This is a genomic window from Larkinella terrae, assembly GCF_009668025.1.
GTDB lineage: Bacteria > Bacteroidota > Bacteroidia > Cytophagales > Spirosomataceae > Larkinella > Larkinella terrae.
Map to the genome: position 1 here is coordinate 650,062 of NZ_WJXZ01000014.1, position 15,199 is coordinate 665,260.

The 15,199-nt window shown below is 51.3% G+C and carries 14 protein-coding genes; 9 read left to right on the forward strand and 5 right to left on the reverse strand.

Features of this window, described 5'->3' with window-relative positions; genetic code table 11:
• Nucleotides 1-73 precede the first annotated feature (73 nt).
• Nucleotides 74-2,506, reverse strand: coding sequence for a phenylalanine--tRNA ligase subunit beta (gene pheT, locus GJJ30_RS24520; protein WP_154177821.1), 2,433 nt, complete (start codon nt 2,504-2,506; stop codon nt 74-76).
• 183 nt (nt 2,507-2,689) lie between these two features.
• Entirely contained in the window at nt 2,690-3,313 is a 624-nt protein-coding gene (locus GJJ30_RS24525) for a DUF1684 domain-containing protein (RefSeq protein ID WP_154177822.1), read from the reverse strand.
• Nucleotides 3,314-3,454: 141 nt separating this feature from the next.
• Between GJJ30_RS24525 and GJJ30_RS24530 the strand changes: the two genes are divergently transcribed.
• From GJJ30_RS24530 to GJJ30_RS24555, 6 genes are all read left to right on the forward strand, one after another.
• Nucleotides 3,455-4,060 (forward strand): riboflavin synthase, encoded by a 606-nt coding sequence (locus GJJ30_RS24530; protein ID WP_154177823.1) that lies wholly within the window; start codon nt 3,455-3,457, stop codon nt 4,058-4,060.
• Between the two features lie 54 nt (nt 4,061-4,114).
• Nucleotides 4,115-4,897 (forward strand): PASTA domain-containing protein, encoded by a 783-nt coding sequence (locus tag GJJ30_RS24535; protein ID WP_154177824.1) that lies wholly within the window; start codon nt 4,115-4,117, stop codon nt 4,895-4,897.
• 134 nt (nt 4,898-5,031) lie between these two features.
• Nucleotides 5,032-6,825, forward strand: coding sequence for a T9SS type A sorting domain-containing protein (locus GJJ30_RS24540; RefSeq protein WP_229313391.1), 1,794 nt, complete (start codon nt 5,032-5,034; stop codon nt 6,823-6,825).
• A 41-nt stretch (nt 6,826-6,866) separates the two neighbouring features.
• Nucleotides 6,867-7,175 (forward strand): rhodanese-like domain-containing protein, encoded by a 309-nt coding sequence (locus tag GJJ30_RS24545; protein ID WP_154177826.1) that lies wholly within the window; start codon nt 6,867-6,869, stop codon nt 7,173-7,175.
• Between the two features lie 158 nt (nt 7,176-7,333).
• Nucleotides 7,334-7,534: a hypothetical protein gene (locus GJJ30_RS24550; RefSeq protein WP_154177827.1), complete on the forward strand. Its 201-nt coding sequence runs from the start codon at nt 7,334-7,336 to the stop codon at nt 7,532-7,534.
• Nucleotides 7,516-7,893: a type II toxin-antitoxin system VapC family toxin gene (locus GJJ30_RS24555; RefSeq protein WP_154177828.1), complete on the forward strand. Its 378-nt coding sequence runs from the start codon at nt 7,516-7,518 to the stop codon at nt 7,891-7,893. The genes GJJ30_RS24550 and GJJ30_RS24555 overlap by 19 nt, the downstream gene beginning before the upstream one ends.
• 37 nt (nt 7,894-7,930) lie before the next feature.
• Here GJJ30_RS24555 and miaA read toward each other — a convergent pair whose 3' ends face one another.
• Complete coding sequence (gene miaA / locus GJJ30_RS24560; protein WP_154177829.1) at nt 7,931-8,824, reverse strand: tRNA (adenosine(37)-N6)-dimethylallyltransferase MiaA; 894 nt, start codon at nt 8,822-8,824, stop codon at nt 7,931-7,933.
• A gap of 105 nt (nt 8,825-8,929) precedes the next feature.
• Here miaA and GJJ30_RS24565 point away from each other — a divergent pair, with 105 nt between their 5' ends.
• Together GJJ30_RS24565 and GJJ30_RS24570 are read left to right on the forward strand one after the other, a co-directional pair.
• Nucleotides 8,930-9,613: a DUF4230 domain-containing protein gene (locus tag GJJ30_RS24565; RefSeq protein WP_154177830.1), complete on the forward strand. Its 684-nt coding sequence runs from the start codon at nt 8,930-8,932 to the stop codon at nt 9,611-9,613.
• Between the two features lie 3 nt (nt 9,614-9,616).
• Nucleotides 9,617-11,632, forward strand: coding sequence for a M1 family metallopeptidase (locus GJJ30_RS24570; RefSeq protein WP_154177831.1), 2,016 nt, complete (start codon nt 9,617-9,619; stop codon nt 11,630-11,632).
• Between the two features lie 66 nt (nt 11,633-11,698).
• On the opposite strand, the gene GJJ30_RS24575 is transcribed toward GJJ30_RS24570, so the two are convergent.
• A complete protein-coding gene (locus GJJ30_RS24575) occupies nt 11,699-13,153 on the reverse strand; it encodes a BNR-4 repeat-containing protein (RefSeq protein ID WP_154177832.1) in 1,455 nt (484 codons plus the stop codon).
• Nucleotides 13,150-14,757 (reverse strand): NFACT RNA binding domain-containing protein, encoded by a 1,608-nt coding sequence (locus GJJ30_RS24580; RefSeq protein WP_310588380.1) that lies wholly within the window; start codon nt 14,755-14,757, stop codon nt 13,150-13,152. Before GJJ30_RS24580 ends, GJJ30_RS24575 begins: the two co-directional genes overlap by 4 nt.
• Nucleotides 14,758-14,847: 90 nt before the next feature.
• Between GJJ30_RS24580 and GJJ30_RS24585 the strand changes: the two genes are divergently transcribed.
• Nucleotides 14,848-15,108 (forward strand): hypothetical protein, encoded by a 261-nt coding sequence (locus tag GJJ30_RS24585; RefSeq protein ID WP_154177833.1) that lies wholly within the window; start codon nt 14,848-14,850, stop codon nt 15,106-15,108.
• The last annotated feature ends 91 nt before the right edge of the window (nt 15,109-15,199 follow it).

The following is a 15,199-nucleotide window of genomic DNA, read 5'->3' on the forward strand; positions in this document are numbered from 1 at the left end:
CTGGTTTGAAATTGACCGTTTGAAGTTGACTGTTTGAATTCGAAAAATCAAACAATCCACCGCAAATACTTGACTATTTTCTGATCTCCGCGCCCAGTTCCCGCTCGAATGCGGACATGAGTCGGTTCATCGTTTTGTCGATCACCGTATCATTCAGGGTCTGGCCGGGATCCTGCAAAATAAAGCTGACAGAATACGATTTTTTGCCCGCGCCCAGATTCTCACCTTCGTACACATCGAATACGTTCAGATCGCGGAGCAGTTTCCGTTCGGTATGGTACGCCAGCCGACTGATCTGCGCGTACGTAACGCCCGTATCCAGCACCAGCGACAGATCGCGCCGAACTTCCGGGAAACGCGAAACTTCTTCAAAAACCACTTTCCCGTTATACAATTTCAGCAGGTACTGCCAATCGAAATCGGCAAAGAAAACCGGGGTTTGCTTCAGCTCGACCAGCTTCGTCAAACCCGCTTTCACCAGACCCAGCGAAACGACCGGTTTTTTATTGACCAGCAAAGTCAATCCATACTGGAAGATAGCCGGGTTAGCGGGTTGGTTGTCAGTAACTTTTACCCGGAATGCCGTCAGTATCCGCTGCACAACACCCGCCAGATCGTGATACGTCAGGGCAGTATCGGCCGAGCGCTGGTTGCCGCCGATCCAGCTCTCCGACTGCATGCGCCCGGCCATCCAGATGCCCAGATGGGGGCGCTCGGAAAACCGTTCGCCGTCGCGGCTGTAGGTTTTGCCAAATTCGAATATTTTGAGGTCTTTCTGCCGACGATTGATGTTGTACACCAGCGTTTCCAAACCGGAAAACAACAGCGTCTGACGCATTACCGATAACTCCTCACTCAGCGGATTCAACAGCCTGACGTCCGCGTACGGCAACGTCGCCCGAATGGCGTCGTGGTAGGCCGGGCGGGTCAGTGAATTGCTCAGCGTTTCGTAAAAACCGTTGGCCGCCAGCAACTGACTGGTACGTTCCTGCAACTGATCGGGGTCGGTTTCGGGAAATTCAGAAAGAAAATCCGACGACAGGTGATCCGATAGCGGCACGTTGCCGAGACCGTAAATCCGCAGAATTTCTTCGATTACATCTACTTCCCGTTCCACATCGACGCGGTAGGGGGGAACCGATGCCGTGAAACCCAGCTCGGTCTGGTTGCTGATCCGAATGTCCAGACTTTCCAGGATCCGGCTGATTTCCGCCCGGTCGATCTGAATACCGATCAGCCGGTCAACATTTTTATAACGAATCTCGATGGTTCGATCGGAAACCGGCGCCGGATAAAGGTCGGTAATATCCGAACTGATGGTTCCGCCAGCCACTTCCTGAATCAGCAAAGCTGCCCGTTTGAGCGCGAAAACCGGCATATTAGGGTCCGTACCGCGTTCGAAGCGGAAAGACGCATCGGTTTTCAGGCCGTGGTGCTGCGATGTTTTCCGAATCCAGGCCGCGCTGAAATAGGCCGATTCGAGAAAAATGCGGGTCGTCTGCGCCTTGACACCGGATTGCTGTCCGCCAAAAACACCCGCAATACACATCGGTTCTTCGGCATTGCAGATCATCAAATCGTTGGCCGACAGTTTTCGCTCCACACCGTCGAGCGTGACAAACGACGTACCTTCCGCCACGGTTTTGACAATCACCTGATTGCCGGTAATCTGGTCGGCGTCGAACGCGTGAAGCGGCTGGCCCAGTTCGTGGCAAACGTAGTTCGTCACATCGACAATGTTGTTGATCGGATTCAGTCCAATGGCCCGTAGCCGTTGCTTTAACCAGTCGGGCGACTCGCCAACGGTCAGTCCATCAATGGTCAAACCGGTGTAGCGGGGCGCACCTTCCGGGCTTTCAACGATGACTTCAACCGGCAAGTTGGTGTTGTCAACCTTGAAGTTCTCCACCGAAGGCCATTCGATTGGTCGTTGCAAAACCGCTTTCAAATCGCGGGCCACGCCGAGGTGCGAAGCGGCATCGGCGCGATTGGGCGTGAGTCCGATTTCAATCTGATAATCGGCTTCCAGTCCGAAATAATTAACGGCGGGCGTTCCGTTGGGCAGGTCGGTATCCAACACCATCACCCCGGCGTGCGAAGTTCCCAAACCAATTTCGTCCTCCGCGCAGATCATGCCTTCGGAAGCCGCACCCCGGATTTTCGCCTTCTTGATTGTAAACGGCTCTCCGCTCACCGGATGCAGCGTGGCACCCACCAGCGCCACGACAACTTTCTGTCCGGCCCGCACGTTGGGCGCTCCGCAAACAATGTGGAGTGGCTCGGCCTGCCCCGCATCGACGGTCGTCAGGCTCAGCTTATCAGCTTCGGGGTGTTTCTCGCACGTCAGCACTTCGCCGATCACGACGCCTTCCAAACCGCCCGGAATGGACTCGATTTTTTCGATACTTTCAACTTCTAAGCCTGTGTCTGTCAGGATTTTGCCAACATTTTCAGGGCTTTCACTCAGGCTTATCAATTGATTGAGCCATTTATAGGAAATCTTCATAAATCAACTGGAAATGGATTGCAAAGATAGCTATGATTACGGTGATGGACTATGATTACGGTGATTTTGATGATGGAAAATGATGCGTTGTCTCGTACAATCATTGACAATCATTGACAATCATTTTTTAACCTCATTCCGAAACCTCATCCTGCATCATCAAAATCATCAAAATCACCGTAATCACTGGTCGTATTTCTCGCCCGCTCGAACCTCGACAGGAAGCGTGTTTTCGGCCGGGGGGAGCGGGCAGGCGTATTCATGATTGTAGGCGCAATAAGGGTTATAGGCTTCATTGAAATCAAGAACCAGGCGGTTTTCCTTCGCGTCGTCGGGCTTGAAATCGAGGTATCGGCCACCCCCGTAGGTTTCTTTTCCGCTCGTTTTGTCTTTGAACAAAATCGACAGTGTATTGTCGTGTTTCAGAACCAGCAAACGGCAAACCTCATCGTGAAGCTTAAAAACCGCATGGGCGTATTTTTCGTACACTTCCTCGCTGCCGTCGGTCAGGTGAACGACCAACTTTTTCCGGTCGGCGAAGGGTTCCAGACGGGCCGAAACGCGGTATTCCGGGTCAGGATTGAAATAAACCAGGCTCTTGAATTTGGCTTTATCGGTAAACGGCGACTCGCTGCTGGTGCGGAAATACTCATCTTTGTCTTTCCGTTTTTGCGCCACTTCCGCGCGATACGTTTCCGGATTGGTGACCGCCGGAGTATCTGTGTTACCGGAATCAAAAAAAGAATAGTAAATGATTGCCAGTACGATCAGAAACAGACCCACCAGCACAAAACGGTTCCGAGGCATACAACTGAGGTTTTGAAGCCGTTAAATTACGAATTCATTGCGTGTTTTTGGTAAACCGGAATCGGTTTGGCCGGATGAACCGGAATTCTTATCACGAACATCCTGTTAGTCCTTCAATAGCATAATCCCCGTTACGAAACTATGTTTACCGGAATAATCGAAGCCACCGGCGAAGTTACCAACATCACCGCCGAAGGCACCAACCTCACGTTTCATCTGAAATCATCCATCGCACCCGAGTTGAAAGTTGACCAGAGCCTGAGTCATAACGGAGTTTGCCTGACGGTGACCTCGGTGCAGGGCGAAACGTATACCGTCACGGCGGTCGACGAAACCCTGAAAAAAACCAATCTGGGCCGGGTAAAAACCGGTGACCGGGTCAATCTGGAGCGGTGCATGCCTGCCAACGGGCGGTTTGACGGTCACATCGTGCAGGGCCACGTCGATCAGACCGGGGTGGTTACCGGTATTTCTGACCAGAACGGAAGCTGGCTGTTCGATTTTCAGTACCGACTGGCTGCCGACGATCCCAAAGAAAACAATATTACCGTCGAAAAAGGCTCTATTTGTATCAATGGCGTTAGTTTGACCGTTTTTAACTCGGAACCGGATTCGTTCCGCGTCGCCATCATTCCGTACACCTACGAACACACCACTTTTCGCGACCTGCGGGTGGGCGATGTGGTCAATCTGGAGTTCGATGTGGTGGGAAAATACATAAAAAAAATGCTGGGGTTGTATCAATAACCGCCCGGCAAACCGCTATTATTGTAACCGAACAAAGCGCATCTCTTTGATTTCATGGCGAAAATCAGCACGCGTACCACGGCCGATCTGCTCACTCATATTGGTATTATTCTGAGTTTGTTGGCCGTCCTGTTTTTAGGATTTTTCTTCCTGTATTTACCCTTCACAACCCACCACGGGCAAACGATTACGGTTCCGGACCTGAGCCGGATGAATACCTCGGAATTGGAAGATTTTCTGAATGACCACGACCTGCGGTATGAGGTGAGCGATTGTACGTATGTAGCCGGTGCCGAACCGCTTACGGTGGTGACGCAATACCCAAAACCCGGTTTCAAAGTGAAGGAAGGCCGGAAGATTTACCTGACCATCACGACGGAAAATCCGCCATTGATTCCGATGCCTAAACTGGTCGATCAGACCTACGTCAGTGCGCAATATGCCCTGGCCAGCAATGGCTTACAGATGGGGAAATTGAAATACGTTCCGGATCTGGCCCAGGGGACGGTTTTGCAGCAACTGTACGACGGCAAGGAAATTTTGCCGGGTGCGCGGATTGCCAAAGGGTCAAAAATTGACATTGTGGTGGGCGACGGTCTGGGGAATACTATGTTTGCCGTTCCGGACGTTGTAGGTAAACCACGCGACGAAGCCGAAATGTTGATTCGCGGGTCCAATTTGCAGGTTGGCACGATTCTTCCTGTAGAAGATCCTGAAAAAGAAGTCGGCACCGTTGTCCGGCAGAACCCGGCCGCCAAACCCGGCGCTACCATTCGCGTGGGCGATGTGATTGACCTTTGGGTGGTTGGGCCGGTCGAAAATGATGATACACAGTAAGAATGAAGCACCATTTAGGGAACAACAGGCGGTTTTATTGGCTTCAAACGGTAATAGCCAGTGGGCAACGATTGGTTAGGCATGCATGTAGCCTGAAAACGATTCTTGGCCTGGCCTTCCTGACTTACTTTTGCTTGCCCACGGCTTCGGCTCAGATTCAGATTATACCAATTGAGTCGTTTCCCAAAGTAACTCCAACGTCAAAATCGGCCACCAGCGGGGCCCGGATTCAGGCCGTGAAGCTGCCTTTTTTCGACGATTTTTCGGGGAGCGCCAATCGGCTCGACCCGGTTTTGTGGCAATCCGGCAGTGTGTATATCAATAATACGCTGCCCATCAACCAGCCCTCGGTTAATGTTGCAACCTTCGATGGGCTGGATGCCAACGGCGCACCTTACAATTTTACGGACCCCAACGCGGTTGGTTTATCCGACACGCTGGTCAGCAATCCGATCGATCTGACGGGTTTAACGGCGGCCAACAACATCATTTTTAGTTTTTACTGGCAGCGCAAAGGGCTGGGCGAACTGCCCGATCCGCTGGATTCGCTGCGGCTTCAGTTTTTGACCAGCGCCAAAACCTGGGAGACGGTCTGGGTCGGGGATTCCACCAAAAAAGGGACGAATAATAACTTTACACAATCGTTCGTCGCGGTCAATCAAGCCCGGTTTTTGCACGCGGCTTTTCAATTCCGGTTTCAGGCATTCGGGCGGATGTCGGGCGCGTTCGATACCTGGCATCTGGATTACCTTTACATGAATCAGGGCCGGTCGGCAACCAACCTTTCTGTCAAAGACATTGCCAGCCGACAACCCGTATCCTCGTATTTGAAGCGGTATACGGCCATGCCCATGAAGCAATACCTGCTGAATCCGGTCGCCGAAACCGCCGATACCATTCGCACGGATATTGTCAACCTGTTCAACAACTTCAATACCACGAGTTATAATACGGTTATTACGGATCAGCTCACGAAGCAGGTGTTGCAACGGTATCAATCCGCTGAGGCTAAACTAATTGGCGCGTTTAGCTCGCAGGTTGTCGGGATGAAACCCCAGCCGTTACCGGCCGGTTTTGCGAATCAGAAAGCGGTTTTGCAGACGCAGTTTGCCGTTCAAACCACCGACCAGGCTACCATTCCCGGAGTCAATCTCAGTCGGAATGATTCAATTTCGGGCCTGACGGTTTTGGATAATTATTACGCCTACGACGACGGTACCGCCGAAGCGGCCATTCAGAATACCCAGCGGCAGGGCCGGGTGGCGATGCGGTTTTTGCTGAATAAATCGGATGCGGTTTCGGGCTTGCAGGTTTGTTTCGCGCCCGTCAAAACCAATCTGACCGGACAAACGGCAGTTTTTAGCATTTACGCCGATGACCGGGGACGACCGGGCCGCACCTTGTATCAGAAAGCCGCCGTGATCAGCTACGCCAATTCGCGCAACGGTTTTGTTGACATACCGTTTGACTATAGCGTGGCGGTTACAGACACCTTTTACGTGGGCTGGACGCAGGTCAGTGAGGAATACACCGTAGCCTTTGGCTTCGACAAAAACAGTCCGTTTGGTAATCAGGTTTTTGAAGGCCGGGGTACGGCCTGGGACCCGAACAATCCGGGCGGTGTACCGATGATTCGACCGGTTTTGGGAATGGGCAAGGATGCCCCCATTACGGGCGTTGAAGAAGAACCGGAAACCAATACGAAACTGATGGTGTTTCCGAATCCGAATAGCGGTATTTTAATTTGGCAAAATCCGGCCCTTCAACAGATTGATATTGTTGATATAAGTGGCCGAACGGTTGTCAGCACGCGCCCGGCAGCTGGGCAGAATCAGTTGAATGTGAGTCAATTGGCCGACGGATTCTACATCGTGCGACTGTCGGATGGTAAAAAGACCGTTGTTCAGAAGTTAATTATTCGAAAGTAAACCTACTTTTGGCACGCAATTCTGACAAAACAAAATTTGATATGGACATTACCGTACAGGAGCTCAAGGAACGGCTCGATAAAGGCGAGAAAATCAACCTGATCGACGTTCGGGAAGATTATGAATACGAAGAAGATAATTTAGGCGGTGAACTGATTCCGCTGGGCGAACTGCCGAGCCGGATCGATGAACTGGAAGATCGTCAGGATGAGGAGATTATCCTCCAGTGCCGGTCGGGAGCCCGCAGCGGACGGGCGCAGCAGTTTCTGGAACAGAACGGTTTTTCCAACGTCCGGAACCTGATCGGCGGCATTCTGGCCTACCGGGAATATGAGCGAAAAAGCAATTAAGTAAATAGCGAATAACGAATGTCGAAAGGATCTTACGCTTCGATATTCGTTATTCAATGTTTAGTGTTCTATATTGAAAAGATGAGTGATTGCTCATTGATTCCGTTTGATCGAAGATTGTAACTTTCGTCCTTTTATTGTTCACCAAAAACCGCTTTATGGAGACGATCGAAATAGAACTGACGAATCAAAAGGCTCTGAAATTATTGCAGGATCTGGAAGATCTTAATCTGATTAAAGTAATAAGGAGAACGGAAAAGAAGTCTTCTCTGCGCGGTAAAATACAAACGCAAATGACTGAAAAGGAGATAGATAGACAATTAGCGTCAATTCGTGACGAATGGCAGAGAGCTATTTGATCGATACTAGTGCCGTTATCAAATACCTGAATGGCACATTTCCGGAAAATGGTCTTTTGCTGATCGATGAAATTGTCGATAAGAAATGTTCCATTTCATTTATTTCAGAAATCGAATTGCAAGTTTGGAACCCAAGTAATCCAGAAGACGCCGTTGTTTATCAATCTTTTATCAAGGGCTCAGAGATAATTGGCCTTTCGCCCGCAATTATTAGCGAAACCGTACGAATTCGTAAAGAATGTAAGGTAAAGCTGCCTGATGCTCTTATAGCGGCCACAGCCCTTACAAATGGATGGGTACTTATCGCAGATAATGATAAAGACTTCAGTAGAATGAATACCCGGTCTGACCTATATTAATCCAAGACATATTACAGTCTGAGTCCCGAACCCCAGTTCAATGTTCCACTAACTTCAAAATTCCTTCATCATCTTCCGCACCAAACCAGTTGTAATTGCCCTGATTCCGAAACCAGGTTAATTGACGTTTGGCATACCGGCGGGAGTTGCGCTTGAGCAGCCGGACCATTTCTTCGTAGTCATAATCGCCGTCCAGATACCCGAAAACTTCCTTGTAACCAACGGTTTGCAGGGCCATCAACTGGCGGTAGGGCAGGAGCGAGCGTACTTCGTCAAGCAATCCGTGGGCCAGCATCTCGTCCATCCTGCGATCGATTCGGTCATACAGCTCGTCGCGCGGGCGATCCAAGGCGATAAAAACCGTCTGGAAAGGACGGGGTGCGGATTCTTTTTTCCGAAAAGACGAATACGGTTTTCCCGAACTTAACACCACCTCCAGCGCCCGAACCACGCGTTGCGAATTTTGCAGATCGGCGGTTTCGGCATACACCGGATCGAGTTCGCGAAGCTGTTGCTGTAAAGGTGCTAAACCCTCGTTTTCAAGTCGTTCCATCAATTCAGCACGAAGTTCAGGTTCGGCCTGCGGAACATCGTCCAGCCCGAAACAAACCGCATCGATGTATAAACCGGTGCCACCCGACAAAATCACCACCTCTTTTTTCTGAAACAATTCGTTGATTACCACCAGGGCTTCCCGTTCGTATTGCCCGGCGCTGACCGGTTCCAGAATGCTGTGGGAATCAATGAAATGATGGCGAACGCCCTGCATTTCCTCCGGTGTGGGCTTGGCGGTACCGATGTTCAGTTCCCGGTAAAGCTGCCGCGAATCGGCCGAGACGACCTCGGTTTGCAGAATCTGCGCCAGCCGGACGCAGAGACTGGTTTTTCCGACGGCGGTGGGTCCGGCAATGACCAGCAATAATTTATTCATTTCGTGTGAGAGACCAAACCCGGTTTTCCGCGTCTTAAATGTAATCAGATCATCTTTGGTAGAACTGCAAAAGTCTGTACCTTTCGTCAACTATCCAACTCAAACATGGAGTCCTCGAATACGTTATTTATTCTAATCACGCTGCTGTTGGGTGGGTTCGGCGGTGTTGCCGTGACAAACTGGTGGCGCAAGAAAAAATCGACGCCGGTGACTGACGTGCGGAAAGAGTCCACAATGTTACTGGATCGGATCGAAAAGGTCTTTAAAGTTGTCATGGCCGAAGGGTATTTTACCGAAATACTGAGTTATCAGGATGATAAAAAGTTTTTATATTTCATAAATGACCCCAAAAAAGCGTTAATCATTGCGAAGGCAAAAGTGCTGGTGGGGTTCGATTTTGCGAAAATCCGGTTTCGGCAGCCGGAGTCGGGCGAAAGAAAACTGATCATCGAGTCGTTTCCCGAACCGCAGGTACTCTCGATCGATACCGACTATAAATTTTACGACATCGATCCGGGGTATCTGAATCATTTTCGGAGCGAGGATTATACCCGATTGCTCGACGAGTCGAAACAAACCATGCTGGATAAGGCGATGGAGAGCGATTTGCCCCGCATTGCGAACAACCAGATTCAGTTTATGATGTATCAACTTGCGGATTCAATGGGCTGGCAACTTGAACTTCCCGAAGCTGAACAGCGTAAATTGAACGAAATAAACGAACAGTACAACCTCCTGAAAGCCGAACCCAAGGCGCTGCCCGGGGATATTCTGGATGAAGACAACTAACGGATGAAAGCACGTTTCCCCGAAATCGTATGGCGCAAACAGGTTCAGCTCGTGATCCTGTTTTTATTTTGCCTTTCCGCAGCGGCCCAGCAACCCGACGAGGGTGTCGCGGCCTGTCAGCATACCCGCTTAAACTATTTCGGTTCGCTGGCGAAAACCAGTCGCTCGGCCCGCATTCAATACCCCGGCGACGCGACTATCGACGTGACGTATTACAAACTCGACCTGAACATTACCTACACACCGAATTATCTGCGCGGGGCTGCGACTGTCGGGCTGAAAAGCGCGGCTGACAACCTAAGCCGGTTTTTCCTGGATCTGTCAAGTAGTCTGAAGGTTGATTCGGTGAAAACCGGGGCGCAAAAGCTCGTTTTTTCGCAGCAGGACAATCAGCTTTCCATCACGCCTACGCAGCCTCTCGGCAAAGGCCAGGCGCTGGCCGTTACGGTTTTTTATCAGGGTGTGCCGGGATCGACCGGTTTGGGAAGTTTTGTGTTCGGCACCCACGGTTCTCAAAACCAGCCGGTCATCTGGAGCTTGAGCGAGCCGTACGGTTCCCGCGACTGGTTCCCGTGTAAAGACACCCCCGCCGACAAAGCGGATTCGTCGGACGTCTGGATTACGGCACCCAAACAGTTCGTTTCGGTTTCGAACGGCAGGCTGGAAAAAATGATCGAAAATGCGAACGACACGCGCACCTATCGCTGGCGAAACCGCTACCCGATTGCCAATTACCTGATTTCGGTGGCCATGAGCAATTACGCGCTTTATGAGCAGACGTTCCGTCTAACTCCCACCGATTCGATGCCGGTGACGCATTACGTGTATCCCGAAGCGCTGACTGACAATTTCCGGAAAACGCTCGATCAAACCACGAATATGCTGGATGTATTCACGAAATACTTCGGACCGTATCCGTTTTTGAAGGAAAAATACGGCCACGCGCAATTTGGCTGGGGTGGTGGCATGGAACATCAGACCATCAGCTCGATGGGCGCTTTCAACTCCGATATTATGGCGCACGAACTGGCACACCAGTGGTTTGGCGATAAAATTACGTGTAAAACCTGGGAGCATATCTGGCTCAATGAGGGCTTTGCGTCCTACGCGGAGGCTTTATATCGGGAAGCCACCGGCGGAACCGCATCCTACCGCTCTTACATGAACGCGTATTTGATCCTGGCCCGCCGGGCACGCGGAACGATATTCGTGCAGGACCTGACCAATGTCGACAACGTTTTTGATGCCAATCGGACGTATTACAAAGGCGGTACCGTTCTGCACATGCTCCGGGGCGTGGTCGGCGATCAGAAGTTCAGGGAAATTCTCCAGAAATACGTGGCTTCGCCTTTGGCCTACGGTTCGGCCACGACCGAGGATTTTGCCGCCATTGCATCGCAGGTGTACGGACAGCCGCTCGACTATTTTTTTAAGCAGTGGATTTATGGCGAAAATTATCCGACGTATCAGGTCAAATGGAGCAGCAGTCCCGTCGGCAGCCAGCCCAATCGATACCGGGTGCAACTGCGGCTGCAGCAAAGCACCGGCACTACCAACCCGACTTTTTTCACCATGCCGGTTCCGGTGAAAGTGCTGACCTCGGTGGGTGACACGACCATCACGGTTTTTAACAACAGTGCTGATCAGACGTTTGAGCTGCCTGTTCGGGGGCAACCGACTGAAATTCAGATTGATCCGGATAGCTGGATTTTAAAGCAGGTTGAAGTAACCGAAGTGATTACCGCCCTGAACGACCCGGTTCCCGGCACGCAGCTGACGGTTTTGCCCAATCCGGCCCGCGATCAACTGACGGCCCAGATCGATGTCGCCAAACCCTTTACGGGACGCCTGACGTTGACAAATCTGGCGGGGCAGGAGGTGATTACCTTGTCCGACCGGCCGTTTGCAACCGGCCGCCATACCATCGCCTGGCCGGTGCAGCAACTGCCCGTCGGCCGCTATCAATTGACGCTCACAACCGGCAAAAACCGGGTGACGAAGGCGGTGCTGATTGAATGAACAATGAATAATGAACAATGGACAATGAATAAATACGTCAGCCGTTCATTGTTAATTATTCATTGTTCATTTAATACGAATCGGTTTTTCAAAATCCGCTTTCATTTCCGCCGGTAATTGAAACACCTGCCCCTGCTGGTTGCTGAAATAGAGGAAAGAAGCCGACGGTTTTCGGGCGTTGCCATCCGCCCAGAACGCGTAAAAACCGGAATGAGCCGCCACCGGCCGACGCGGGTACGTGTGGTTTCGGACGCTATGCTGCGTAACGGTTTTCACTTTCTTCCAGGTTTTTCCGGCATCGCGGCTTTCCAGCATCGCCAGTTCGCCACCCGTGCCAAACGGCTGCGGACCGGCTTCGACCGAACCAATGATTCGCCAAAGGTTTCCCTCTACATACAGCGAACCCATGTCGTAGTTGTGGTCCGATTGGGTAACGGAATGAATTTCCCATTGCTGGCCGGTCCAATGGGCGACGTGCCATTCGTAAGGCCCGTTTTCCGGACCCGGTTCCGGCCCCTTGCTGGTGATATACAGAACAACAGGGCGGTTTTTGGTGTCATAATTGACATCACCGATGTACACATTCCGGTGCATTTTCCGGTAATCTTTGACCAGCGCCGGATTGAGTGTGTCTTTTAGCGGCAGTTGAACCGGTTTTCCGTCGGCCGTGTGCCAGCTTTTGCCGAAATCATCGGTTTCCACGTAATACAGATTGGTGCGGTAATCGAGCCCGGCCCCGACTTTCGTGTTCGGGTGGTAATTAAACGCGCTGCCAATTTTGTTTCCCTTTTGGCCGCTGCTCTGATAATGACCTTCTTCGATCACCGCAATATCCTGCCAGTTGGTCCAGGTTTTACCGTCCGGACTGGTGATGTAAGCGATGGTCCGGCGGGGTTTATTGGCTCCGTAAAGCAGAACGTTTCGGTCGTAATGTGTCATCAGATTGAAAAAACCGCGTCCGTTCTGGTAATAACTTTGCACGTAGGAAAAATTCGAGAAGGGCACGGTTTCGCCTTTTTCGTCCCGGCGGGTGGCAGCGATTCGGTCGAAGGTTTCGATGTCGTACGGTCTTCGACTCCGGTGAATGAACGACGGCCGCTCGGTGCCGTGCGAGGTCGAGAAAATCCAGATATAGCCCTGATTATCAATCTGAATAATCGGATTGTCGTGGGCGTCGTCGGTCTGTTTGTTGAGTAAAAGCGTGGGTCGCGACACCATCCCGGTTTTGTGATCGAAGAATCCGATCAGGTGACACAACTCGCGGGAAGTGGAGTCGGTGATGCCCCCGTAGCAGAAGAACGTGCGTTCAACGGCGGGTGCATAGACCGAAAACGGGTAATGATTGGCCGGATACGTCCCCAGACCACCGCTGTATTTGTAGGCATATTCGTTTTTCGTTGCACCGATGAAATACCAGATTCCCCGGTAACCTGCGGCTTTTTGATTGAGCGTTTCAACCTGCGAATGCGCCGAGAGGGTGATAAGAAAACCGCTGATAATCAGTAAGCTGCGAATGGTCATGGGTTAGAAGTTTTGAGTAATCCTTCGTCTTTGGGTACCACCAGAATCACTTCCTCTTTCTCAACTTTCACCTGGCCGGCGGCTAACCCTTTGGGTTTGCGAACAAATTTCTTGGGGGTGTAAATGACCGGGCAAAGTGATTCCGTCCGGCGTTTCGAATACCAGGCCGCCAGTTCGGCCGCCCGCTCGATAACGGTTTTGGGGAAGGGTTTTCCGGCTTTGTATTTGATGATTACGTGCGAACCCGGCACATCGCGGGCGTGGAGCCAGAGGTCGTCTTTGTAGGCGTATTGCTGGGTAAGCAGGTCGTTGTTTTTCGCGTTGCGGCCAATCAAAATCACAAAACCCTCGTGAGTAACCTGCTTGAAGAGCGGGGCCGTGCCGTCGGCGGCTTTCTCTTCTTTGATTGGGTTGGCTTTCAGGTATTTCCGTAACTCCCGCAACGATTCGATGGGTTCGATGCCCGCGATCTGCTGCTGAATTTCCTGCATTTCCTGCTCCCGGTTTTCGAGTTGTTCCTGGAGCAGCGTGGTTTCTATTTTTTCGTTTTTGGCCTTTCGGTAATAATGTTCCGCATTTTTCTGCGGTGTCAAATCCGGTTTGAGCTTGATTTTGATGGGGGCATTCCGGTAAAAATCGTCCAACTCCACCACTTCGGGCGAGCGCGCTCCGGGGCTTTCGGGAATCTGGTGCAGATTGGCCATCAGAATATTCGCAACTTCCTCGTTCTTAACGGCTTCGTCCAGGCCGATGAGCCGTTGCAGATTGGTGTCGATATAAGCCTGCGCCTTTTTTAAGCGTTTTTCCAGTAACCGCAGCGCTTCCCCTTTCTCGCGGCTCAGCGTATTTTGCCCCATGAACGCCGAGTAAAACCGGTTGCTGGCGGCCATCGGATCGGTAAATTCCTGCCGGATTTCGCCGTAGGGCAGGAGCGAGAGCGCAGGTTTATGCTGAAAAGTGGTCAGGTAAAACCGGGGATGTTCCAACTGCTGAACGGTTTCCTGAATCAACTGCCATTTTTCGAGAGCGGTTTTCTCCCGAAGCCCATTTTCCTCCAGGTAAGAATTGACCAGCTTCCCGAAGGTTGGAAACAGCTTTCGGTGATCAAAACCGCTTTGCCCGTAGGCTTCCCACGATTGGTCGAGCGGCCGGTCAAGGGCCGATAGCAGCAGTTGGGTATCGCTAACGAGCTTATTATTGAACAATTCGACGACCTCGTCCTGCGAGAAAACGAGCAGATTGGGGCGGTTTCCGAAGAACTTGAACAGCAGCGTAAAACCGCCTTCGAGGGTAATTCCCAGGCAGCGTTCGTTCAGAAAATGGCGAACAGCCACAACTTCCCGGTCGTACCATTCCTCGAACAGATCAACGCTATTGATGCGCGCGCGCTGGATGCTTTCGGGAAACAAAAGCCCTGAAAAGTCGGGCCGCAGGGTGGCTTTGATGAAAAACGGGCGGTAAAAATTGATCTTTCCCCGGGCGTGGGCAAACACCAGCACCAGCTCGTCGCGATCCTGACTGAAACATTCCATGAATTTCAGGCCGGTGAGCTGCGGTTCCAAGGCAGGGGCAAGCTGGCGGAGAAAATAATAATTGGTGTGCACGGGCGAAATGGGTTTCGGTTCACAAACTTACTCATCCGAACAATTGCAACGGACGGTCGGTTAACCTTTCTCACTAAATTAACCAAGGCCATGGCAAATAATAAAACGACCGATCAGCCGGGTTCAAATGATAAACAGGCAAATTCCAAACGAACCCGCGACTATGAAGCACGCGATACGTCGGCAATGACGACTAATATGGAGAAAATGCGCTCGAATCAAAACAAGAGCAAACAGGGACCGGAGGAGGACCACACGCATAAACCCAAAGCCCAATTGCAGGAAGAGCGGGGAGGGCATGGCCACAGCGGACACAGCAGCTCGCGGAGTGGCAGCGATTCGGGAAACTAGTTTTCGGGAAAATCAGTAAAAGGAAAAAAATTGAATAACGAATATTGAATAGCGAAGTAGCGTTATTCGCTTCATTATTTCGATATTCGTT